This window comes from Niveispirillum fermenti, assembly GCF_048066175.1.
In the GTDB taxonomy this organism is placed as follows: domain Bacteria; phylum Pseudomonadota; class Alphaproteobacteria; order Azospirillales; family Azospirillaceae; genus Niveispirillum; species Niveispirillum fermenti.
On sequence record NZ_JBLTXA010000017.1, the window covers coordinates 1 to 22,592 of the forward strand.

The 22,592-nt window shown below is 67.0% G+C and carries 23 protein-coding genes and 1 other RNA gene; 17 read left to right on the forward strand and 7 right to left on the reverse strand.

Annotation, left to right across the window (positions count from 1 at the left end):
* Nucleotides 1–110: 110 nt before the first annotated feature.
* Nucleotides 111–434 (reverse strand): thioredoxin TrxA, encoded by a 324-nt coding sequence (trxA, locus tag ACM9LZ_RS16305; RefSeq protein WP_416620556.1) that lies wholly within the window; start codon nucleotides 432–434, stop codon nucleotides 111–113.
* Between the two features lie 247 nt (nucleotides 435–681).
* Here trxA and ACM9LZ_RS16310 point away from each other — a divergent pair, with 247 nt between their 5' ends.
* The 3 genes from ACM9LZ_RS16310 to fumC all read left to right on the forward strand — a co-directional run bounded on the left by ACM9LZ_RS16310 (nucleotide 682) and on the right by fumC (nucleotide 4,701).
* Nucleotides 682–1,821: a hypothetical protein gene (locus ACM9LZ_RS16310; protein ID WP_416620557.1), complete on the forward strand. Its 1,140-nt coding sequence runs from the start codon at nucleotides 682–684 to the stop codon at nucleotides 1,819–1,821.
* An 11-nt stretch (nucleotides 1,822–1,832) separates the two neighbouring features.
* Nucleotides 1,833–3,224: a hypothetical protein gene (locus tag ACM9LZ_RS16315; protein WP_416620558.1), complete on the forward strand. Its 1,392-nt coding sequence runs from the start codon at nucleotides 1,833–1,835 to the stop codon at nucleotides 3,222–3,224.
* A gap of 82 nt (nucleotides 3,225–3,306) precedes the next feature.
* Nucleotides 3,307–4,701: a class II fumarate hydratase gene (gene fumC, locus ACM9LZ_RS16320; protein ID WP_416620559.1), complete on the forward strand. Its 1,395-nt coding sequence runs from the start codon at nucleotides 3,307–3,309 to the stop codon at nucleotides 4,699–4,701.
* Between the two features lie 55 nt (nucleotides 4,702–4,756).
* Here the strand turns inward: fumC and ACM9LZ_RS16325 are convergent, their stop codons facing one another.
* The 3 genes from ACM9LZ_RS16325 to thyA all read right to left on the reverse strand — a co-directional run bounded on the left by ACM9LZ_RS16325 (nucleotide 4,757) and on the right by thyA (nucleotide 7,776).
* The gene (locus ACM9LZ_RS16325) at nucleotides 4,757–5,761 is read right to left on the reverse strand and encodes a TIGR00266 family protein (protein ID WP_416620560.1); all 1,005 of its coding nucleotides are present in this window, start codon (nucleotides 5,759–5,761) and stop codon (nucleotides 4,757–4,759) included.
* A 255-nt stretch (nucleotides 5,762–6,016) separates the two neighbouring features.
* Nucleotides 6,017–6,628: a DUF1013 domain-containing protein gene (locus ACM9LZ_RS16330; RefSeq protein ID WP_416620561.1), complete on the reverse strand. Its 612-nt coding sequence runs from the start codon at nucleotides 6,626–6,628 to the stop codon at nucleotides 6,017–6,019.
* Between the two features lie 251 nt (nucleotides 6,629–6,879).
* A complete protein-coding gene (gene thyA / locus ACM9LZ_RS16335) occupies nucleotides 6,880–7,776 on the reverse strand; it encodes a thymidylate synthase (protein WP_416620562.1) in 897 nt (298 codons plus the stop codon).
* Nucleotides 7,777–7,871: 95 nt separating this feature from the next.
* On the opposite strand from thyA, the gene ACM9LZ_RS16340 reads away from it, so the two are divergent.
* The 7 genes from ACM9LZ_RS16340 to ACM9LZ_RS16370 all read left to right on the forward strand — a co-directional run bounded on the left by ACM9LZ_RS16340 (nucleotide 7,872) and on the right by ACM9LZ_RS16370 (nucleotide 14,199).
* Entirely contained in the window at nucleotides 7,872–8,378 is a 507-nt protein-coding gene (locus ACM9LZ_RS16340) for a dihydrofolate reductase (protein WP_416620563.1), read from the forward strand.
* Between the two features lie 167 nt (nucleotides 8,379–8,545).
* A complete protein-coding gene (locus ACM9LZ_RS16345; protein ID WP_416620564.1) occupies nucleotides 8,546–9,040 on the forward strand; it encodes a PaaI family thioesterase in 495 nt (164 codons plus the stop codon).
* Nucleotides 9,013–9,624, forward strand: coding sequence for a TetR/AcrR family transcriptional regulator (locus ACM9LZ_RS16350; protein WP_416620565.1), 612 nt, complete (start codon nucleotides 9,013–9,015; stop codon nucleotides 9,622–9,624). The genes ACM9LZ_RS16345 and ACM9LZ_RS16350 overlap by 28 nt, the downstream gene beginning before the upstream one ends.
* A gap of 88 nt (nucleotides 9,625–9,712) precedes the next feature.
* On the forward strand, nucleotides 9,713–10,354 hold the full coding sequence (locus ACM9LZ_RS16355) for an elongation factor P hydroxylase (RefSeq protein WP_416620566.1): 642 nt from the start codon (nucleotides 9,713–9,715) through the stop codon (nucleotides 10,352–10,354).
* Nucleotides 10,355–10,437: 83 nt separating this feature from the next.
* Entirely contained in the window at nucleotides 10,438–11,817 is a 1,380-nt protein-coding gene (locus ACM9LZ_RS16360) for a pyridoxal-phosphate dependent enzyme (protein WP_416620567.1), read from the forward strand.
* Between the two features lie 175 nt (nucleotides 11,818–11,992).
* Nucleotides 11,993–12,772, forward strand: coding sequence for a 16S rRNA (uracil(1498)-N(3))-methyltransferase (locus tag ACM9LZ_RS16365; RefSeq protein WP_416620568.1), 780 nt, complete (start codon nucleotides 11,993–11,995; stop codon nucleotides 12,770–12,772).
* 59 nt (nucleotides 12,773–12,831) lie between these two features.
* A complete protein-coding gene (locus tag ACM9LZ_RS16370; RefSeq protein ID WP_416620569.1) occupies nucleotides 12,832–14,199 on the forward strand; it encodes a glutamate--cysteine ligase in 1,368 nt (455 codons plus the stop codon).
* Nucleotides 14,200–14,402: 203 nt separating this feature from the next.
* On the opposite strand, the gene ACM9LZ_RS16375 is transcribed toward ACM9LZ_RS16370, so the two are convergent.
* Together ACM9LZ_RS16375 and ACM9LZ_RS16380 are read right to left on the reverse strand one after the other, a co-directional pair.
* On the reverse strand, nucleotides 14,403–15,632 hold the full coding sequence (locus ACM9LZ_RS16375) for a DUF2336 domain-containing protein (protein WP_416620570.1): 1,230 nt from the start codon (nucleotides 15,630–15,632) through the stop codon (nucleotides 14,403–14,405).
* 79 nt (nucleotides 15,633–15,711) lie between these two features.
* On the reverse strand, nucleotides 15,712–16,512 hold the full coding sequence (locus ACM9LZ_RS16380; protein ID WP_416620571.1) for a substrate-binding periplasmic protein: 801 nt from the start codon (nucleotides 16,510–16,512) through the stop codon (nucleotides 15,712–15,714).
* Nucleotides 16,513–16,870: 358 nt separating this feature from the next.
* Here ACM9LZ_RS16380 and zapE point away from each other — a divergent pair, with 358 nt between their 5' ends.
* Both zapE and ACM9LZ_RS16390 read left to right on the forward strand, forming a co-directional pair.
* Nucleotides 16,871–17,989, forward strand: a complete 1,119-nt coding sequence (gene zapE, locus ACM9LZ_RS16385) for a cell division protein ZapE (protein WP_416620572.1) — start codon at nucleotides 16,871–16,873, stop codon at nucleotides 17,987–17,989.
* A 32-nt stretch (nucleotides 17,990–18,021) separates the two neighbouring features.
* Nucleotides 18,022–18,249 carry a ribbon-helix-helix domain-containing protein gene (locus ACM9LZ_RS16390; protein ID WP_416620628.1) on the forward strand — a complete coding sequence of 76 codons (228 nt, stop codon included), beginning with the start codon at nucleotides 18,022–18,024 and terminating at the stop codon, nucleotides 18,247–18,249.
* Here ACM9LZ_RS16390 and ACM9LZ_RS16395 read toward each other — a convergent pair.
* Nucleotides 18,239–18,427: a DUF1192 domain-containing protein gene (locus tag ACM9LZ_RS16395; protein ID WP_416620573.1), complete on the reverse strand. Its 189-nt coding sequence runs from the start codon at nucleotides 18,425–18,427 to the stop codon at nucleotides 18,239–18,241. The two genes, ACM9LZ_RS16390 and ACM9LZ_RS16395, sit on opposite strands and share 11 nt — an antisense overlap.
* A gap of 93 nt (nucleotides 18,428–18,520) precedes the next feature.
* On the opposite strand from ACM9LZ_RS16395, the gene ACM9LZ_RS16400 reads away from it, so the two are divergent.
* The 5 genes from ACM9LZ_RS16400 to ACM9LZ_RS16420 all read left to right on the forward strand — a co-directional run bounded on the left by ACM9LZ_RS16400 (nucleotide 18,521) and on the right by ACM9LZ_RS16420 (nucleotide 22,589).
* Nucleotides 18,521–19,516, forward strand: coding sequence for an NAD(P)H-quinone oxidoreductase (locus tag ACM9LZ_RS16400; RefSeq protein WP_416620574.1), 996 nt, complete (start codon nucleotides 18,521–18,523; stop codon nucleotides 19,514–19,516).
* A gap of 90 nt (nucleotides 19,517–19,606) precedes the next feature.
* Nucleotides 19,607–19,975: a transfer-messenger RNA gene (gene ssrA / locus ACM9LZ_RS16405) on the forward strand.
* Nucleotides 19,976–20,182: 207 nt separating this feature from the next.
* Nucleotides 20,183–20,686, forward strand: a complete 504-nt coding sequence (locus tag ACM9LZ_RS16410; RefSeq protein WP_416620575.1) for an SspB family protein — start codon at nucleotides 20,183–20,185, stop codon at nucleotides 20,684–20,686.
* 204 nt (nucleotides 20,687–20,890) lie between these two features.
* A complete protein-coding gene (locus ACM9LZ_RS16415; protein ID WP_416620576.1) occupies nucleotides 20,891–21,637 on the forward strand; it encodes an enoyl-CoA hydratase-related protein in 747 nt (248 codons plus the stop codon).
* A gap of 82 nt (nucleotides 21,638–21,719) precedes the next feature.
* Nucleotides 21,720–22,589, forward strand: coding sequence for a MipA/OmpV family protein (locus ACM9LZ_RS16420; protein WP_416620577.1), 870 nt, complete (start codon nucleotides 21,720–21,722; stop codon nucleotides 22,587–22,589).
* The last annotated feature ends 3 nt before the right edge of the window (nucleotides 22,590–22,592 follow it).

Genomic DNA, 22,592 nt, shown 5'->3' on the forward strand with positions numbered 1-22,592 from the left:
TGCGCCGCACGAGCGGCACGCCGGCGGGCCCCAACGGAAAAGGGCCGGTCCCATCGGCGGGCCGGCCCCTTCCCTGATCCTGTCCTGATCCGGCCCGAAGGCCCGGAAGGTCACAGGTTCTGTTCGATCCAGGACTTCAACTGCGACTTGGGCAGGGCGCCGATCTTGGTCGCCGTCACCTGACCATCCTTGAAGATCATCAAGGTGGGGATGCCGCGCACGCCGAAACGGCTGGGGGCATTGGGATTGTCATCGATGTTCAGCTTGGCGATGGACAGCTTGCCGTCCAGTTCCTGGGCCAGTTCGGCCAGGCTGGGGGCCAGCATCTTGCAGGGGCCGCACCATTCGGCCCAGAAATCCAGCAGAATCGGACCGCTGCCCTTCAGGACATCGGTTTCAAAGCTGGCGTCGGTGACATTGATGATTTCAGCCATATTTCCCTCGGCGGGTTTTGTTAAGGGGCGCGGTCAGCCCGTCGGACCGCCTCTCAACAGCAAATGTAGGCACCCGCCGGAGTGCCGGTCAAGCCGCCGTGGACCGCAGGCCTGTGCTGCGATCCCGCATGCTTGAAAGCATCCGCTGCCGCACTGCGGAATTGTGTCCAACTACCTAAAATGCGACATATATCGGGAACAGGCCGCGACAGACGGCCCGGAGAGGCGAGACAGGGTCGGCCGGAACATGACGGATCAGAGTGACGTCAACCGCAAGATGCGGGCCATGCTGGAGGATTTCGCGCCGGCCACCTTCGAGGAGCGGGGCGTGACGGTCCCCTTCACCACACCGCTGCTGAGCCAGGCCCGCCTGCGCCGCGACGACATGGACCGGTTCGAGTTCCTGCTGCCCAACTTCACGGCCGGCAAAGGCACCTATGTGCTGCCCTGGAAGGGGCTGCCCAGCGTCATGACGCTGACCCTGCATGACCGGCTGCTGTTCGAGGAGATCGAGAAGCTCGAACTGCATTCCCCCGAACAGATCCGTGCCTGCGCGCTGACCGTCCAGGCATCGGGCATCTGCGGGCCGGACGCGGCCACCCGGGCCGCGCAATTGCGTGACCAGGATGGGCAATATCTGGTGCTGACCCAGTTCATCCTGGTGACCGAATTGCTGAAGCTGGTGGGGATCAGTGCCGCAGACCTGCTGCGCCCCGGCATGACGACGGATGACAGCAAGCGCGTGGCCCGCCAGGCCCTGGCCCGCGTCGCCGCCATGGTCGATATCCAGCCCGACGACATGACGGCCCGCGTCGACCAGTTGGGCGAGGCGGTGGCCCCCGTCGGCCTGCCGCAGGCCCCCAAGGCCGGCCGGCTGCGCGGCCTGGCGGAGCGGCTGGGCGGCTTCGCACAAAGCACGCAGCATTTCGCCGATACCGACCCGTCCGACGTGGCCATGCTGGGCGCCTATGTCGCCACGGTCGCCAACCACACGCTGACCCTGGCCCGCCAGCGCATCGCCAAGCTGGACAATGCCTGCCGCGATGCGCGCCAGATCGTGAATGACGCGCCGAAACTGCTGACCGCCATCAGGGAATATGTCGGGCGCATCTCGTGGCTGCTGGACGGATGGGATTTCCTGATCGCCATGTGGGAGGCGGTGAAGGACGGGCCGCCCGCCGCCCGCCAGACGGCGATCAGCGACATATCCCGGCTGCTGCCCCTGATCCCGAAGGAGGAGGTGAGCCATGCAACCGAGCAGTTGGACCTGGACGCCATCGCGCGGCTCCAGCGCCGCTGGGTGCGGGTCAACCAGGATTGGCGGACGGGGGTCCTGGATATGGATGCCGTCATGCGGCTTGAATCGTTGAAAGCGGCGATGGGCTGAGGGAGGATGGCATGAACGACAGCAAGACCCCCGCCCCCGAGACACCCGCCACCCCGGTCAGGGGCAGTGACTGGGCGGTGCTGGCCGCCGATGCTTCGCGCCTGCCCGACCGCAAGCTCCTGCAGATTTACCGGCTGCTGGAGCAGGTGGGCGACAAGCCGGAGGTGTCCGGTGCCTTCGAGGCCATGCGGCCGCGTCTGGTGACGCTGCGCCCGCCCCGGCGGCCGGCCCTGTCACGGCTGTTCTTTCTGCCTGTGGAGGATCTGCTGGATGATGCAGGGCAATATAGCCGGCGCCTGAACCGCATCTGCCGGACCACGCTGGGCCCCTGCTGGCAGGCCGTCAAGGACCGCATCCCGGCCGCGTTGCTGCAAAGCGCGCAGCGCGAAGCCGCTGCCGCGGATCTGCGAGACGGGGTGGCCGTCGCGTCCATCTGCGCGCCTCTTTGGGAAGCCGGCGTGACGGCCCTGGCGGCCATCACCGCCGAATGCCAGACCAACCTGAAATACAAGATCGGCCTGTTCGGCCGCGACGACGACGTGCAGCGCCAGTTGGAAACGATCCGGCAGGTGCTGGTCGTGGCGGAACGGATCGAAAAGCTGAAGGCCGCCCTGCCGGCGCGCCCCATCCTGGATCTGGCCGAGTCGCACCTGGACATCATCCGGGCCAATCTGATGGAACTGGGACGGGAGGATGCAGCGCTGACCCAGCCGCTGCTGCTGGTGCTGGCCTCGCGCATGCAACGCCCCGGCGAGCTGTTGCGCATGCTGGGGGAGGTGCGCCTGGGCGGCACGGTGGCGGAGAAGGAGAACCTGACGCGGGAGATGTCAGGCTATGTCGTCGGCAACCTGCTGCGCCAGACGGCCGAGTTCGACCGGGAAAACCCACTGGTCTCCGGCGATCCGGCCAGCCTGGCCGCGGCGGCGGAGCGGCTGACCGACGGCCTCAATTCCGTCAACGACACGGTGCAGAGCCTGCGCGACAAGGACATCACCAACAAGATGAAGAACGCCCGCGCCGAGGTGGGGCAATTCGTGCTGAAGAATATCTGCGCGGATGTCGACCAGGGCCTGCACGCCGCCCTGTTCGGCCGGGATGGCGGCCTGCCCGACGATGCCACCATGAAGAAGGCCGAACAGTTCGCCATGGCGCTGCGCCGTTCATCCAAACTGGCGGGCGCGCTCGGGATCCAGCGGGAGGTCAGCGCCAAGATCAGCGAAACGCGCCAGCAGGTGGTCAGCACGACCCAGGCCAGCCTGCGCGCGGCCCCGCGCAACCGCGACGGCACGTTGGGTGCCGACGGCCAGCGGACCATGTTCAACAGCCTGCGCATCGTGGAGATCCTGTCCGGATCGGACGAGGCGGAACGGCTTTGCCGCGAATGGCGCACGCAGTTCCGCTGAGCCGGCCGGTGCGCAGCGGGGGGGACAGGGATATCCGCATCTGTTACCGTCGGCGTCCAGACTGGAAACGGGGGAACGGGTGATGGCCGCCAATGTCCGCATCGAGACCGACAGTTTCGGCCCCATCGAGGTGCCGGCCGATCGGTATTGGGGCGCGCAGACCCAGCGGTCGCTGCTGAATTTCAAGATCGGCGGGGAAAGGATGCCGCCGGCCCTGATCCGGGGCCTTGGCATCGTGAAGAAGGCCGCCGCCAAGGCCAATGTGGCGCTGGGAACGCTGGATGCGCGCCTGGGCAGCGCCATCGTCGGTGCCGCCGACGAAGTGATCGACGGCACGCTGATCGACCATTTCCCCCTGGTCGTCTGGCAGACCGGATCGGGCACCCAGACCAACATGAACGCCAACGAGGTCATCGCCAACCGCGCCATCGAGATGCTGGGCGGGGAGATCGGGTCCAAGAAGCCCATCCATCCCAACGACCATGTCAATCGCGGCCAAAGCTCCAACGACAGCTTTCCGTCGGCCATGCATATCGCAGCGGCGGAGCGCATCCATCATGATCTTGTGCCGGCCCTGGAACAGTTGCACGCCGCCCTGTCCGCCAAGGCCGATGAATTCGCCCCCATCGTGAAGATCGGGCGCACGCACCTGCAGGATGCCACCCCCATGACGCTGGGGCAGGAATTCGGCGGCTATGCCCAGCAGGTGGCCTATGGAATCGGGCGGGCGAAGGCCGTGATGCCGGCCCTGCTGCGCCTGGCGCAGGGCGGCACGGCCGTTGGGACGGGCCTGAACAGCGCCCCCGGCTTCGATCAGGCCTTCGCGGCGGAGGTCGCCGCCATCACCGACCTGCCCTTCGTCGCCGCCCCCAACAAGTTCGAGGCACTGGCCGCCCATGACAGCATCGTGGAAGCGTCGGGCGCGCTGAACACGGTGGCCGTTTCGCTGATGAAGATCGCCAACGACATACGCCTGCTGGGCAGCGGCCCGCGCAGCGGCATCGGAGAGATCAGCCTGCCGGAGAACGAACCCGGCAGTTCCATCATGCCGGGCAAGGTCAACCCGACCCAGTCGGAGGCCATGACCATGGTCTGCACCCAGGTGATGGGTAACCATGTTACCATCACCCATGCCGGTGCGACGGGCCATTTCGAACTGAATGTCTTCAAGCCCGTGCTGATCTACAATCTTCTGCAGTCCATCCGTCTGATCGCCGACGCCAGCCGCAGCTTTGCAGAGAACTGCGTGGCCGGCATCACCGCCAACGAGGATCGCATCCGCCGGCTGATGGAGGAAAGCCTGATGCTGGTCACGGCACTGAACCCCCATATCGGCTATGACAATGCCGCCAGGATCGCCAAGAAGGCGCACCAGGAAGGCACAACCCTGCTGGAAGCCGGGCTGGCGCTGAATCTGCTAAGCGAGGAGCAGTTCCGCGCCTGGGTGCGGCCCGCCGATATGGTGCATCCGGGATAGGTCGGGCTTCCGGAGGGGGCGGCATCGCCACCCCCTCCCGGATTTCGTGTGCCTGCTATCGCTTGTTGCCCATGACGATATCGCCCAGCGGCCCCAGCATACTGCCTTCGCCCTTGCTGGCGCCCGGCATGGCGGCCGACAGCATGCGGCCGGCCAGGCGGGAGAAGGGCAGCGACTGTATCCAGACCCGGCCCGGTCCGCGCAGCGTGGCGAAGAACAGCCCCTCTCCACCGAACAGCACTGATTTCACGCCGCCGACCTGCACCAGGTCGAAATCCACGTCGGGCGTGAAGGCGGCAACGCAGCCCGTATCGATGTGCAGCACCTCGCCGGGCGCCAGTTCGCGTTCCATGATGGAACCGCCGACATGGGCGAAGACCCAGCCGTCACCCGTCAGCTTCTGCATGATGAAGCCTTCGCCGCCGAACAGGCCCGTCAGGATGCGGCGCTGGAAATGGATGCCGATCGACACGCCCTTGGCCGCCGCCAGGAAACTGTCCTTCTGGCAGATCAGCGTACCGCCCAGATCGGCCAGGTTCAGCGGCAGGATGGTGCCCGGATAGGGGGCGGAAAAAGCGACATGCGCCTTGCCGCGGCCGGTATGGGTGAAGACGGTCGTGAACAGGCTTTCGCCCGTGATCACCCGCTTGCCGGCGCCGATCAGCTTGTCCAGGAAGCCGCCGGTATTGTTGCCGTCGCCGAAGATGGTGTTCATCTGGACGCTGGCATCCTTGTAGACCATGGCCCCCGCCTCGGCGATGGCGCTTTCGCCGGGGTCCAGTTCCACCTCCACGAACTGCATCTCCTGCCCGTGGATCTTGAAATCGATATCGTCGGCGCGGGCCCGGCTGCGGGCGCCGGGCGGCGGCGGCATGCCGGGCGCACCGGCCCAGGGGTTGGGCTGTGACGACAATTCGCCCACGGCGCGCACGGGCAGCCATTCGGCCATGCCGTTGCGCCAGCAGAAGGCATCCGGATGCACGCGCACAAAATCCAGCGCCGCCTGCCCGTCCAGCGGGCCGACCCGCTGGTCGCCATCATGGAAAAACCACTGCGTCATGAATACCCCCTTTTTCCCCGCGATCCGCACCGCCCCGGAATGGTCCGGGGCGCGGCATCGGCTCCCTTCAGCATATCGTGCCCGGCCCTGAAAAGAAAAAGGCCGGCTGCGCGTGGCAAGCCGGCCAATTTCCGATGATCGGCGGGGTCCATTGGCACCCCGCGCCGCGTGGCCGGCATGGAGCGGCGGACGCCGCGTGGCCAACGTGTAGCGGCGGACGCCGCGTGGCCAGCGTGGGGCGGCGGACGCCGCGGCTCAATCCTGAGCTTCGTCCTCGTCCCCGGACAGGGCCGCAGGCTCCATATCCTCGTCGATGGCGTCCATGTCAGCCGTCTCCGGCTCCGGACGGCCGCGGCGGGCCTTTTCCAGGGCGGCATCCAGTTCCCGCTGGCTGCCCAGGCCCAGCAGCACCGGGTTGCGCGCCTTGATGTTGGCCGAGTTCCAATGGGTCTTGTCGCGCACGGCGGCGATGGTCGGCTTGGTGGTGCCGATCAGCTTGCAGATCTGCGCGTCCGACAATTCCGGATGGGCCTTCAGCAGATAGGCGATGGCATCGGGCTTGTCGCCGCGCTTGGTGACCGGCGTGTAGCGCGGGCCCTTGGCGCGGGCGACCGGCTGCGGCAGGTCCTGCACGCGCAGTTTCAGCTTCAGGTTGGGATTGGCCTCGACGCGGGCGATCTCCGCCGCGGTCAGTTCGCCGCCGGCGACCGGGTCGCGGCCGACCATGCCCACCGCCACCTCGCCATCGGCGATGGCCTGCACCTCAAGCTCGTGCATGCCGCAGAATTCCGCGATCTGCTCGAAGCTGAGACTGGTGTTCTCGACCAGCCAGACGGCGGTGGCCTTCGGCATCAGGGGCAGTGCCATGCTTCCTCCTCAAACGCTTTACCGGCGCTGGCCGGTCAAAACGATCCGTTTCAAAACGATCCGCTAACGCAAAAACCGCCCGTCGCGCGCGGGCGGGGCCCCGCGCAGCCAACCGGACGGACAAGTCAACTACCCTTCTCCTATAGCGTTCCGCCACGGGACAAGCCACGGGATTTTTCAGCCCGGCGGTTGATTTGAAATGCCGGGACGCGGCAAGGGCGGTTTTTCGGGGATGTCGCGTCGGCCGGCATTCACACCGCCACGTCGGCCTTGATGGGGGGGTGCGGATCGTACCCTTCCACCGCGAAATCCCCGATCCGGTAACCATCGATGCTGTCCGCCCGGCGGGCCAGCATCAGGCGCGGCAGGGGCCGGGGGTTGCGGGTCAATTGTTCCCGCGCGGCATCCAGATGGTTCAGGTACAGATGAACATCGCCGCCCATCCACACGAACTCGCCCAGCCGCAGCCCGGCCTGCTGCGCCAGCATGGCCTGCAGGGCGACCGCCCCGGTCAGGTTGAAGGGCAGGCCCAGCAGCACGTCGCAACTGCGCTGGTACATCAACCCGTTCAGGCGGCCGTCGCTGGTCACATGGTACTGATAGACCATGTGGCAGGGCGGCAGGGCCATGCCGCCCAGTTCCGGCACGTTCCAGGCATGGAACAGCAGGCGCCGGCTGGACGGATTCTCCCGCAATCCCTGCACCAGGGCGGCGATCTGGTCATGCTCTCGCCCGTCGGGTCCCAGCCAACGGCGCCATTGCTTGCCATAGACAGGCCCCAGTTCACCCCAGCGGGCGGCGAAGGCATCATCCTCGACGATGCGCTGCTCGAACGCGGCCTGGCTGATATCCTCCCCCGTCTCACGGCGGTAGGCGGCCAGCGGCCAGTCGGTCCAGATCGTGACCTTTTCCTTCAGCAGCGGCTGGATATTGGTGCCGCCGGTCAGGAACCACAGCATTTCCTTGACCGCCATCTTCCAATAGACGCGCTTGGTGGTCAGGATGGGCACGGTGCCGTCCGACAGGTCGAACCGCATCATCGACCCGAACAGCGACAGGGTCCCCACGCCCGTCCGGTCCACGCGGCGGTCGCCGCGGGCCAGGATGTCACCCATCAGGTCCAGATATTGCTGCTCGGGATGGCGCATCGACCGTCGGCTCCGCTTGGGACCAGCTTGCTGTGATGGTTGGTATTAGCGGGCCGGGCGGCTATTGTCACCCATCGACCGCCTGGAGACCTGCCTTGTTCCTTTCCGTGATCGCCGCCGTCGCCCGCAACGGGGTCATCGGCCATGAAGGCCGCATGCCCTGGAAGCTGCCCAACGATCTTCGCTTCTTCAAGCAGGTGACCATGGGCAAGCCCATGATCATGGGCCGCAAGACCTGGGACAGTTTCGGAGGCAGGCCCCTGCCCGGCCGGCCGCACATCGTGGTCACCGGCAACCGGGATTTCCGGGCGGAAGGCGCCATCATCGTCCATGACCTGGAAACCGCCATCACAACGGGCAAGCGTCTGGCAGAGGAAGCGGACGGCGACGAGGTGATGGTGATCGGCGGCGCGCAGATCTATGCCGCGGCATTGCCGCTGGCCGACCGTGTCTTCCTGACGGAGATCGCGGCCAGCCCGGCGGGCGACACCTTCTTCCCCGAATTCGACCGTACCGCCTTCCTGGGAGAGGAACTGGGCATACAGATGGCCAAGGGGCCGGACGAGCCCGCCTTCCGCGTCATGCTGTTCCATCGGCGCTGAGAGGGCGGGAAACCTGCCGCCCCCCCAACCCCAGCGCGAATGCTGACGGCGGGAGGCGGGGCGCCCCGCTGATCTCCCCCCATGCACGAATATAGGGCGATACCGCCGGCCGGGACCCTTGACCGGCGGTTCGTTTCGGGGCAATGTCTCCATCGGAGACTTTGCTGATGCTGAAAATCATCCTTCCCCTGTTGTTCAAGGTGAGGCCCAAGATGGTCCATGACATGATCCGCCAGCAGATGGCGGGCTCCCTGCCCTTTGTGCGCCATTGCGGCATCGATCTGGTCAGCCTGGGCGATGGCACCGCGGAGGCGCGGGTGACGGACCGGGCAGAGGTGAAGAACCATCTGGGCACGCCGCATGCCGGCGTGATCTTCACCCTGGCCGAAACGGCCAGCGGCGGCGCCATGGCCGGGGCCATGGCACCCGTGCTGATGAATATCCGCCCCGTGGCGGCACAGGCCACGATCCAGTATCTGACCCTGGCCAGGGGCGACCTGCGCGCCGTGGCCCGCACGGGCCGGGCGGGTGCCGACCTGCGGGCGGAACTGGCGGCGGAGGGGAAGGTGCGCTTCCCCGTGGAGGTGGAGATTACCGACGCGGCCGGGCAGCCCGTGTCGAAGATGGTGGTTGAATGGTACGTCAGCCCCAAGCGCCCGTGACCGGGGAAGCACCCCGCCGCGACAATTTCCACCATGGTGATGTGCGTGCCGCCGCCCTGGCGGCCGCCCTGGCGATGGTGGTCGCGGATGGGCCGGACGCCCTTTCCTTCCGGGCCGTGGCGGCCGCCATCGGCGTCAACCACCGGGCGCTTTACCGCCATTTCGCCGACAAGCATGAACTGACCCTGGCCGTCGCGGCCCAGGGTTTCGACGCCCTTGCCACCGTGATCCGGGCCGGATTCGATACCGGGGACGGCCAGCCCCGACCCGGCCCGCTGTACCGTGCCTATGTGGATTTCGCACTGGCACAGCCGGCGCTGTATGCCCTGATGTATGGCATTGCGGGACAGAATTACCTGTCACACCCGGCACTGGCCCCGTCGGTGGCCAAGGTGACGGCCCTGGCGGCCGATGCCTTCCGCCATGCCGGGGACCCGCCCGGCTTCTCCCTTGCGCTGCGCGACCGGGTGATGCGTGCCTGGGGGGAGGTGCATGGCCTGTGCGACCTGTGGCGGCGCGGGGCCCTGCGCGCCCGGGATGCGGAGGCGGCGAAGGCCTATATCCTTGCTTTGCTGGCGCAATGATGCGGCGGCCACCTCTGCGCCCCGCGATAGCCGGCCGCGCGTCATTGGCACTTCCCCCTGCGGCGCGGCCGGATATCTTCCTGGTCCCATGCAGCTTACGACCATCCCCCACGAGACCCTGCCCGAGGCGCTGGCGGTGCTGGCCGGCCGGCTTGCCCCCCGCAGCCGCACGGCGCGGGTGCTGGCCCGCATCGCGGCCACACGCGACCTGATCGCCCTGGGCGTGGACACCCAGGCCCACCGCGACGCCGCGGTCGATCTGGCGCGCGCCTTCGGCATCGGGGTGATCGATGAAGCGCCGCAGGATGCCTTCTCCTATGATGGCACCTGCATCCGCACCCGGTCGGAAGCCTATGTTCTGATCCACGAGGTGGCGCATTGGCTGATCGCCCCGCCCGAACGGCGCCGGCTGGTCGATTTCGGCCTGGGTGCCGGCCCGGAATCAGGCCGGGTGGCAGAGGCGGATCAGGCCATTGCCGTCGGGAAGGAAGAGCAGATCCGCGAGGAGGCACTGGCCTCCCTGCTGGGCATCCTGTGGGAGGCGGAACTGGCCCAGCCGGCCATCCTGGCCTTCCTGGAACAGAACTGGCTGGAAGGCTGGGAGCGCCCGGCCTGTGCGGAGAATCTGGCGGAGAATGTGGAAGCGCTGTTCGCCGCGGGATTGATCGATGCCGATGGGCGCCCGATCCCGCCGGAATCTTTCACGGCACCCGGACGGGCCGCAGCTTGATTTCTTTGTTCGCCCGGCCCTTGCGGTCGGGCCGTTGATGCGTTTCCCTGTTGGTCAAAACCATTTGCCCCAGGGGGGAACCCATGTCCGCGACGCCCGCTTCGGCGCCTGCCATCCTGTCCATGATCGGCAATACCCCGATCGTCCGCATCACTCGCTTCGATACCGGCCCGTGCGAGTTGTATCTGAAGCTGGAGAACCAGAATCCCGGCGGGTCCATCAAGGACCGTATCGCGCTGCGCATGATCGAGGCGGCGGAGGCGGCCGGCCACCTGTCCCCCGGCGGCACCGTCATCGAGGCGACGGCCGGCAATACCGGCCTGGGCCTGGCCCTGGTCTGCGCCGCGAAAGGCTATCGCCTGATCCTGGTCATCCCCGACAAGATGGCGACGGAAAAGATCAATAATCTGCGTGCCCTGGGTGCTGAAATCCACATCACCCGGTCGGATGTGGGCAAGGGCCATCCCGCCTATTACCAGGACATCGCGGAACGTCTGTCGACGGAAATCCCCGGCAGCTTCTATGTCAACCAGTTCGCCAACCCCGCCAACCCGCGCACGCATGAGGAATGGACGGGTCCGGAGATGCTGCGCCAGATGGATGGCGACATCGACGCGGTGGTGGCGGGCATCGGGTCGGGCGGCACCTTCACGGGGCTGGGCGCCTTCTTCGCCAAGGCCAGCCCCAAGACGCAGATGGTCATCGCCGACCCCGTCGGGTCCATCATCGCCGATCTGGTGAACAAGGGCACGCACGAGGAACCCGGCTCCTGGGTCGTGGAAGGCGTGGGCGAGGATTTCGTGCCGCCGGTCTGCGACCTGCAATATGCCAGGGCCGCCTTCTATGTTTCCGACACGGAAAGCCTGAACGCCGCGCGCGACCTGCTGCGCCTGGAAGGCATCCTGGCCGGATCGTCCAGCGGCACCCTTTTCGCCGCCGCGCTGAAATATTGCCGCGCCCAGACGCAGCCCAAGCGCGTCGTCACCCTGGTCTGCGACACGGGCAACAAGTACCTGTCGAAGATGTTCAACGACGCCTGGATGGAAGATCACGGCTTCCTGCCGCGCGACCGGCACAACGACCTGCGCGACCTGATGACCCGGCGCCACGACAAGGGACAGGTGGTGACCGTCGGGCCGGAGGATACGCTGCTGACGGCCTACAAGCGCATGCGGATTTCCGACGTGTCGCAATTACCCGTCATGGAAGGCGACCGGGTGATCGGCATCCTGGATGAAAGCGACCTGCTGTTGCATGTCGAGAAGGACCCGGCCCGCTTCCGCGACAAGGTCTATACCGCCATGGTCAACCGGCTGGAGACCCTTCCCGTCACGGCGACCATGGCCGATCTGAAGGCCCTGTTCGATCGCAACATGGTGGCCATCATCCAGGACGGGCCGACCTTCCTGGGCCTGCTGACCCGGACGGATGTCCTGAACCATCTGCGCCGGCAGTTGGGCTGAACCGCCGTTGGGGGCTCCGGGGGACAGCGGTGCGCTCCCCCGGACTATTTCCATGAAATCAGTGGATAATGCGCGGGGCGTGGGCCTGCCCTGCGGTTGACGCTGGCCGCTTGGCCGCGGGGCCGGGGCCGGCTATCTGTTGGACCTCTGACATTCCCGGAACCGACAGCGCCCCATGTCCGACGCCCTGCCCCGCACCCGGCTCTATATCGACCAGCCCCTGTCCGCAGGGGCGGCGGTGGCGCTGGATGCCGGCCGCGCCCACTATCTGCGCGCCGTGCTGCGGCTGGGGCCGGGCGATGCCGTGCTGGCCTTCAATGGCCGCGACGGGGAATATCTGGCCGGTATCGGGGCGCTGGGCAAATCGGCCGGCACATTGCGGGCCGACCGGCAGACCCGTGCGCCCGACACCGGCGCCCCACCCCCGCCCCGGCTGCTTTTCGCGCCGCTGAAGGGCGGGCGCAGCGAATATGTGGTGGAAAAGGCCGTAGAACTGGGGGCGGGCCGCCTGACCCCCGTCTTCACGCGGCGCGGTGATGTTTCCCGCGTCAACCTGGACCGGATGCGCGCCAATGCCGTGGAAGCGGCAGAACAATGCGAGCGGCTGGACATCCCCGACATTGATGACGGGATCGACCTGCACCGGCTGCTGGCCTGCTGGGACCCTTCCATCCCCCTGCTCGTCGCCGCCGAAAGCGGGGCGGCACAGCCGCTGGTGACCGCCGTCACAGCGGCCGCGGGACAGGCCGTCGCATTCCTGGTGGGTCCGGAGGGGGGATTCGACCAGCAAGAACTTGACGCCCTGCGCCGCCTGCCCTTTGTGGTGGGTGTGGGGCTGGGACCGCGCGTGCTGCGCGCCGACACCGCCGCCTTCGCCGTCCTGTCCGTGTGGCAGGCGGTGGCAGGCGACTGGCGATGTCGGCAGGCCGATATGCGCCCGCCCCATCGTGCCTGATCGCCATCGCCCCGCCGTCCCGTCAACGCGCCCGACGCTTCCCCAAGGAACCTACCGAAATGTCCGCACCCCCGACTTCGCGCGGCGAGCCGATCACCGACCGCCGCCAACTGGTGGCGTATCTGGAACAGGGCATGAAGCCGGCCGTCGACTGGCGCATCGGCACGGAACATGAGAAGTTCGTGTTCAGGGGTCCCGACCATGCGCCCGTTCCCTATGCGGGTCCCGGCGGCATCGGGGAAATCCTGGGGGAATTCCACCGCCGCTTCGGCTGGGAGCCCGTGCGCGAGGGCGACAACATCATCGCCCTGACCCAGGGCATGGCCAATATCAGCCTGGAGCCCGGCGGGCAGTTCGAGCTGTCGGGCGCGCCGTTGACCACCATTCACCAGACCTGCGGGGAGGTGGGGTCGCATCTGGCGCAGGTGCGCGCCATCGGCCAGGATCTGGGCTTCGGCATGCTGGGCATGGGCTTCAACCCGAAATGGCCGCGCGCCGACATCCCCTGGATGCCCAAGGGCCGATACAAGATCATGCGCGAATACATGCCCAAGGTCGGTTCCCTGGGGCTGGACATGATGACCCGGACCTGCACGGTCCAGGTCAATCTGGACTTCGCGTCGGAAGCCGACATGGTGAAGAAGTTCCGCGTGTCGCTGGCCCTGCAGCCCATCGCCACGGCCCTGTTCGCGGCCAGCCCCTTCATGGAGGGCAAGCCCAACGGCTATCAGAGCTATCGTTCCCATATCTGGACCGACACGGATGCCGACCGCACGGGCGACCTGCCCTTCGTGTTCGAGGATGGATTCGGGTTCGAGCGTTATGTCGACTATGCGCTCGATGTGCCGATGTATTTCGTCTATCGCGACGGACGCTATCTGGACGCCTCCGGCCTGTCGTTCCGCGATTACCTGGATGGGCGGCTGTCGATCCTGCCGGGGGAAAAGCCGTTGATGACCGACTGGTCGGACCATATGACGACCATGTTCCCGGAAGTGCGGCTGAAGAAATATCTGGAGATGCGGGGCGCCGATGCCGGCCCCTGGGGCCGGCTGTGCGCCCTGCCGGCTTTGTGGGTGGGCCTGCTGTATGACACCACGGCGCTGGATGCCGCCTGGGACATCGTGAAGGGCTGGACGCGGGAGGACCGCGCCACGCTGCGCCGCGACGTGCCGCGGCTGGGTCTGGCCACCCCCTTCCAGGGCGGGACGGTGCAGGATGTGGCACGCCGCGTCGTGGCCATCGCACGCGAGGGGCTGCGCAACCGGGCGCGTCTGGCCGGCATGGGCGACGACGAGACGCATTTCCTGGAACCGCTGGTCGCCATCGCGCAATCGGGCCGGTCGCTGGCGACGGAGATGCTGGAGAAATATCACGGCCCCTGGGCCGGATCGGTCGATCCCGCCTATCAGGAATATGCCTACTGATAGGTATCTGCATTGATCAGAACCTATGGTGCTGATCAATGCAACCATGCGCCGGGCGCCGCCCCGATGCCTGGGCTTTGGCCACGCGGCACGGACCGCGCGACGGCGGTCGCCGCCCTGCCATCGGTCAAACATTTTGGCCGATGGCGCAAGGGCATGGGCACCATGCTGGCCGGGCCTGATCCCCATGCGACCGCCCGGCATCACTCCACGCCGAAAAGCCCCAGTTGCCAGCGCATCTCGGCTTCTGTCATCGGATAATCGATGCCGTGGCGGGCGTTCAGCAGCTTGGTCGGCGGCAGGCCGGATTTCAGTTGCAAAAGCCGGGCGCAGCGCATGGACAGACCCGCCCGCCAGGCCAGCGCCGTGATGGCGCGGGCGCTCTGCGTATCGATGATCCGCTGCACCAGGTCCGGCGGCAGATCGGCGCGCAGGGCCAGCGCCTCGCGCACGAAGGGCTTGTCGCCCCAGGACAGGGCATCCCAGACGGCATTCTCATCCAGCTTGCCTTCGGCCTTCAGGCGGGCCGCCTTGGCGTCGGGCGCCTCCCGCTTCACATAATCACGCGCCCAGTCCAGCCGGCGGCGGGTCACCTCCACCACCTCCTGCCGGTCCAGCTTGTCGAACCCCTGGCCGGCCAGTTCGCCGCGGATGCTGTCCTCCACGATCCCCGCCAGCTTGCCCAGCAGGGATGGCGGCAACAGCGGCTTGGCCGCCGCCCGGCCGCTGTCGAACACGGCGAGCGGCTTTGCCACCAGCCGCGTCATGGTCCCGTCGCCGATGGCTGCACCGGGATTGGCCAGAAGGCTGGCCGTGGCCACGGGATCGCCGGATGCCGCCACGGCGTCGGCCACAGGGGACGACACATGATCGCGGCGGGCGATGGCCTCCAGCACCCAGGGAACGGGCTGGGCCGCGATGATGGCCAGCAACTCTTCATCCGGCAGGTTCACGCAGCCGCGCAGGATGGGCTCCGCCACATCGCGGGCCACGTCGCGGGCCAGTTGCCCCACCAGGGCCGGCGGGGCAACGGCCACATCGCGCAGGGCGCCGGCCAGGGCCGCACGCACCCGCACCACCTGATCGGCGGCCAGCATGGTCAGCGCATGCTGGGCCAGATCGCGGATGGCAGCATGTTCGGGTCCCGTCAGGTGGGGCAGGACCCGGGCCAGCTTGCGCGACAGCAGCACCCGAACGTCGGTGTCACTGTCCCGCGCCAGCCGCGGCGCCGCCTGTACCGGTGTTTCCGCGCGATAGGCGACGGCCCGCCGGACCAGCGGATCATCATCATCGGCCAGATAATAGAGCAGTTCCGGCGGCGTGCCGGGCTGCAAAGCCAGATCGGCCCGCGTGGCCGCATCGGGGCTGGCCGCCAATGCCTTGGCCCGTTCATAGGCGATGACCGGCCGTTCCGGATCGGGCCGGTCGGTCATGGCGGAGATGGGGGCTGAACAGGGACAACAGGCAGCATGGCGCCACGATCCCCCATCCGCCGGCACCTTTCAACCCGGATCAGCTATCACCTGTACCGACGATGCGTGCCACGGTGCCATCGGCCCGCATCGCGGCCAGCGCGGCATCGAACCGGGCCGGAATGGACGGGTCCAGCTTCGCGGCGACACTGAAGACGACATAGGCCTCCGGTCCGCTGACGGGCATGGGATGCGCCTCCACCTTGTCCACCAGGTCCAGGCGGCCGGCCCGGTCCATGGCGACGCGGTAACCGTCCAGGAAGCCGTCGATCCGGTCGCGCATCAGCATGGCCATGGCGCTTTCCCCGTTCTGGACGGCGACCAGATTGCCGGCCAGCGCGCCGTCATTGACCAGATCCTCGAACTCCTGGCTGTAGCGGCTGCCCTGTACGATACCCAGGCGGAAGGACGTGCCGGCCAGATCCCGCAGGCTGGCCAGGGGAAAGCGCGCCGCCTCGCCCCGGCGGACGACCAGCACGTTGCGGCCATGGCGCAGCGGTGCGGAATAGAGGCCGATGGCCTCCCTCTCCGCCGTCCGCGCGACACCGGCCACGGCATCCACTTTGCCTTCCTGCAACAGCACCATGGCCCGCTGGCGCGGAGCCTGTTCCCATTCCACGCGGCAATCCATGCGCCGCGCCACTTCGGCCACCAGTTCGACATCGATGCCGGCCGGCCTCCCATCCTTCAGCGACTGGAACGGCGGCAAATCGGCCAGGGCGAACCGCAGATGGCAGCCGGGCACAGCAGATGCCCCCGCGCCCGCCGACAGGACGGGCAACACCAGCAAGACCGCAAGGGCGGCCGGAAGAACACGGATGCGCAATTTCATGACGCGCATGAATGCACATAATTTCGTTAAAAATGTAACGACCAATTTGGCAAATCTCGCATGAACCATTCCGCTGCCGAACCGGTCGCCGCCGCCGCGCCGCACATGCGGCGTCGCCCAAGCCCACGGATGTGGGCGCCGACGCACGCCCAAGCCCACGGATGTGGGCGCCGGCGCACGCCCACGGATGTGGGCGCCGGCGATTGAGATGCCGGTGATCGGTTGCGATCACCGGGACTTGGCATAAGGCATTGGCGATGCGCCCGCCGGCCCGGCAAGGCTGGGTCAATGCCGCTGCACTTGTCCATCCCGGTCCCGGCCGTTACCACCTTGTGCGGAAGCCCTTGACCTTATTCGTGAAAGCGCCATGACCGACGGCCCCCTCTCCGTCTATCGCGCCCGCCGGGGCACCGGCACGCTGAAAGCCGATCCGGCCCAGGAACTGGCCGCCGAAAAGCTGGAAAGCCTGTGGCGCGCCCTGAAGGGATACCGTCCTTCCACGGGGCAGACGGGCTGGCGCGCGCGCTTCGGGCTGACCCGCCGGCCGGACCCGGCGCCGCAGGGCCTGTACATCTATGGCGATGTCGGCCGGGGCAAGTCCATGCTGATGGATCTGTTCTTTGAAACGGCGCCTGTGGCGGAGAAGGTCCGCGTGCATTTCCATGCCTTCATGCTGAACGTGCATGAGCGGATGCACGCCATCCGCCAGGAGGGCCGCGCCAAGGCCGGGGACGAGGTGGTGGAGGTGGCCCGCGAGATCGCGGCGCGCGGCTGGCTGCTGTGCTTTGACGAATTTCACGTCACCGACATCACCAACGCCATGATCCTGGGCCGCCTTTTCACGGCCCTGTTCGACCTGGGCGTCGTGGTCGTGGCCACCAGCAACTGGCCGCCGGAGGATCTTTACAAGGACGGCCTGAACCGCCAGCTTTTCCTGCCCTTCATCGCCCTGCTGAAGGAAAAGCTGGACGTGCTGCACCTGGCATCCGAACGGGATTACCGGCTGGCGCGGCTGATGGGCGCCAAGGTCTACCATTATCCGTTGACGGCCGGCACGACAGAGGCCATGCGGCGTACCTTTGCCGACCTGACCGACGGGCAGGACCCGCAGGCCACGCATCTGACAGTTCAGGGCCGCACCGTGGAAGTGCCGCGCAGTGCCAAGGGCGCGGCCTGGTTCACCTTCGACGAATTATGCGCCCGCCCGCTGGGAGCCGGCGATTACCTGGCCATCGCCACACATTTCCACACGGTGCTGATCGACATGGTGCCGCGCCTGGCGGAAGCGCAGCGCAACGAGGCCAAGCGCTTCATGACCCTGATCGATGCGCTGTATGAGCACAAGGTCAACACCATCATCGCGGCCGAGGTGGCCCCCGAGCGCATTTATGCCGAGGGGACACATGCGTTCGAGTTCCAGCGCACCGTCAGCCGCATGATGGAAATGCAGGCTGAGGATTACCTGGCCCGCCCGCACCTGACCTGACCGGGCCCGAAGGGAGCGACGCCGTGACCGAAGTGCGCAAACGCTCCGTGATGATCGCCGGCCATCCGACCAGCGTGACGCTGGAGGAACCGTTCTGGGAGGCCTTGAAGGAACTGGCCGCCGCGGAGGGCATCGCCGTGAACCTGCTGATCGAACGGGTGGACGCAACGCGCACGGGCAACCTGTCCAGCGCGCTGCGCGTGCATGTGCTGGCCGCATTCAGAAAGACCGCCGCGCCAGACCCCGGCCCTATCGCTTGAAGAAGGCCTGCGCCGCGGTCTGGACATCCTGCTTGTCCTTGATCGCGGTGCGGACACGCACGATCTCCGCTTCCAGGGCGGCGATATAGTCGTTCAGGTCACCGATGGACAGGCCCGCCAAGTCGACGGGTTTGGACGGCTTCCTGGCGGGAAGCAGTTCATCCAGGTCGAAAGCCATCGTCGTTCCCCCTGTCCCGGTGCCTTTGCCTTGCTGCCATTGTGCGGTATCAGACCATGGATCGCAATCATCCGCCAAAGCCAGGAGAACCCCATGACCCTGCCCCAGACCATGCGCGCCGTGGAAATCCGGGAGCCCGGCGGACCGGAAGTGCTGGTCCCCGCCACCCGCCCCCTGCCCGTGCCGGCCGCCGGCGAGGTGCTGATCAAGGTGGCGTTCGCCGGGGTCAACCGCCCTGATGTGATCCAGCGCCTGGGCCAGTATCCGCCGCCGCCGGGCGCCAGCGACCTGCCGGGGCTGGAGGTGGCGGGCACCATCGCGGCGGTGGGGCCGGAAACGACGGGCTGGCAGATCGGCGACACGGTCTGCGCCCTGCTGGGCGGCGGCGGCTATGCCGAATATGCCACGGCGCCGGCCGGGCAGTGCCTGCCCCTGCCCGACGGGCTGGACATGGTGCAGGCCGCCGCCCTGCCCGAAACGGTCTTCACCGTCTGGACCAACCTGTTCGAACGGGCGGGGCTGGTGTCGGGCGAGAGCGTGCTGGTCCATGGCGGAACCAGCGGGATCGGCACCATCGCCATCCAGCTTGCCAAGGCGATGGGTGCCACCGTCTTCGCCACGGCCGGCGGGCCGGAGAAGGTGGCCGCCTGCACGACGCTGGGCGCGGATCATGCCATCGACTATCGCAGCCAGGATTTCGTCGCCCTGGTGAAGGACGCGACGCAGGGGCGCGGCGTCGACGTGGTGCTGGACATGGTGGGCGGCGACTATCTGCCCCGCAATATCGATTGCCTGGCCATGGATGGCCGCCATGTCACCATCGCCTTCCTGCGCGGCCCCAAGGTGGCGCTGAACCTGACCCCCATCATGCTGAAACGCCTGACCCTGACCGGCTCCACCCTGCGCGCCCGGACGACGGTGCAGAAGGTGGCACTGGCCACGGCCGTGCGGACCCATGTCTGGCCCCTGGTCACGGCCGGCAAGGTCCGCCCCGTCATCGCCGCCACCTTCGCACTGGAACAGGCCGCCGACGCCCACAGGCTGATGGAAAGCTCCACCCATATCGGCAAGATCATGCTGCGGATCTGACGGCGTACCCATCTGCATCGATCAGGACCTGTCGTTCTGATCGATGCGGCCCTGAAGGCGCCGGGCGAGAACCCGGCCGGGCTCAAGATCCCCCTTTAATCCGGCGGGCGGACCGACTATATAGGTCTTGTCGGGTTCGCCCGACTATGGAGATAAACGCGGTGTGGAATAGACGTTGCGGACCCGGGGGCGGTACCCGGCGCCTCCACCATTCACCGTCGGCCGGCCCCTGATCGGGCCAAGGGCCGCCGGTTCATGGGGGCGAAACAGGATCGACGCGCGTAATAAAGGCACAGTCTTCTCTCGGCATGATACCGCCGTTATCGGGTCAAACCTCATAGATGCCAACGATAACTCGGCGTCTGACCTTCGCATGGCTGCCTAATTCCCCCTAAAGGGCGTTAGTCAGTTTGCTTAAGTCGCAGCCCGGGGGGAGCTGGGCAACAGAATCCCCCCACCTTCCATCTTTGCAGATGCATCTGCACATATGCATGTGTGTCTGCACATGCGCATGCCCCCGTCGTGCCCGTGCTTTACCGCATGGCTGTGCAGGCCATACCCGCCTTTTGCGCCCGAGGCTTGATTATCCGCCCGTAATAGGCTTGTCTGGTTCCGTGGGGGACGGCAATCTGCCGTCGCGTTCGTTACCAGGGGTTCAGGTTACAGATGTCGCAGGAAATGCTCCGCTATGACCGCATGGTCGAAGCCGCCAAGCGTGGCGTGGTCAGACAGGCCCTGCGCGAGGTGCTGAGCCGTGGCGGGCAGTTGCCGGGTGAGCATCATTTCTACGTCACCTTCCGCACCGATGCCGAAGGGGTGGAACTGCCGGACTATCTCCGCGCCAAGTACCCGACGGAGATGACCATCGTCCTGCAGTATCAGTTCTACGACCTGATGGTGGAGAATGACCGGTTCGGCGTGACGTTGAGCTTCGGCGGGGTGCTGCGCCGTCTGGTGATTCCGCTGTCCACCATCATCACCTTCGCCGATCCGTCGGTGAACTTCGTCCTGCAGTTCCAGCCGGACGACGCACCCGACGTTCTGGTGGAAGAGGAGACGGAGGCGGAACCCCCTGTCGCCACCGACGAGCCCCCTGCCGACGATGACCAGTCCGATCAGCCCAAGCCCACGGGCACGGTCGTGGCACTGGATGCTTTCCGCAAGAAGTAACGGCCGGCCGGGCTTGCCCGCACCGCCCCGGAGCATCGACTTCACGACGACCGGTAGAACGAAACCGCCATCCGGACCGGCTGGCGGCCGCTGGGAAATTGCGCTGCCGGCCCCTTTCCGCACGGTCGTGCGTTTCGTCTTGACGTGGCTGGCGGCTTCGGGCGTCCTGATGCCAACCAAAGCCGAGCCCGGAGGGATAACGCCATGACCGACCATGTATTGGTGAGCGACGCCGATGCGGTCCGCACCATCACGCTGAACCGCGCCGACAAGCGCAATGCGTTGACGGCCGCCATGTATGCCACCATGGCCGAGGCCGTGCGCACTGCGCCGGATGCCGGCATGCGCGTCATCCTGTTCGAAGGTGCGGGCGGCTTCTTCACGGGCGGCAACGATATCGGCGACTTCCTGGCCAACCCGCCATCCAGCGAGGATGCGCCCGTCTTCCGTTTCCTGGCCCAACTGGCGACGACGCCGCTGGCCCTGGTGGCTGCGGTGGAAGGCATGGCGGTGGGCATCGGCACCACGATGCTGCTGCATTGCGATCTCGTCTATGCCGCCCCGGATGCGCGGCTGCATGTGCCCTTCGTCGATCTGGGGCTGGTGCCGGAGGCGGCCAGTTCGCTGCTCATGCCACGCACGATGGGGCATGCCCAGGCGGCCCGCATGCTGATGCTGGGCGAGCCGATCGGCGCGGAGGAGGCGCTGGCCACCGGCATCCTGTCCGGCATCGTGCCCACGGCCGATCTGTCTGCGCACGCTCGGGCCAAGGCCGCGGCCCTGGCAGCCAAGCCGGCCGGCGCGCTGCGCCAGACCAAGGCGCTGATGCGGCCCGATCAGGCGCTGATCCTGGACACGATGCGCAAGGAGGCCGGCATTTTCGGTGCCTGCCTGCGGTCGCCGGAGGCCATGGCGGCGTTCCAGTCCTTCATGACGCGCGGCAAGCGCTGATCCGTTCGGGGTAGTGGCGGCGGGGACGGCAATGCGATAGAGCTATGCCGCCCCTGCAACAAACCGGTCCGTCCGTGCCCCGATGATGCGCCGCCTTCTCGCCCTGAGCACCGCCCTGCTGGCCCTGTCCGGCAGTGCCGCCGCCCAATCCGCCCTATTCGGGATGGAGACGACGAACGACACGGCCCCCCTGTGGGAAGCCAGCCTGCTGGCGGCCGGCGGTTACATCGCCCACTACCCGGCCGCATCGGAGGGCCAGTTCAAGGCCCTGCCCATTCCCTTCCTGATCTATCGCGGCGACCATCTGCGCATCGGCGATGATGGCTTCATCCGCGCCCGCCAGGAAATGGCGGGGGGGCGGCTGGAACTGGATATCGGGCTGGACGGGTCCTTCGATGTCGACAGCAAGGACAACAAGGCCCGCAGCGGCATGCCGGACCTGGACCTGCTGATCGAGGCGGGACCGAAGCTGACCTGGCACTTCCTGCCTGGGGATGCCAGCCGGCAGATCGACCTGGGCGTCGAACTGCGCGCCGTCATCGCCACGCGCTTCATCGGCTTCGATTACGAGGGGATCACCCTGAACCCCGAATTGAGCTGGTTCGAGCGGTCGCTGGGCGGCACGAAGATGCGGGGCTATGCCTCCATCGGTCCCATTTTTGGCTTCGACGGCGTGAATGATTATTTCTATCAGGTGGACCCGGTCTATGCGACGCCGGATCGCCCCGCCTACCGCGCACAGAACGGCTATATCGGCACCAAGACGACGCTGGGCCTGGCCTATCCGGTCACCGAACGGCTGCTGGTGTTCGGCGCGGCCCAGGTCGGCTATTACGGTGGCAGCGCGAACGAGGACAGCCCCCTGTTCCGCGAGAAGACCAATGTCAGCGTTGGCGCCGGCCTGCGCTGGTCCTTCTGGCAGTCCGAAGCACGGGTGCCCGTGATCAGGTAGTTG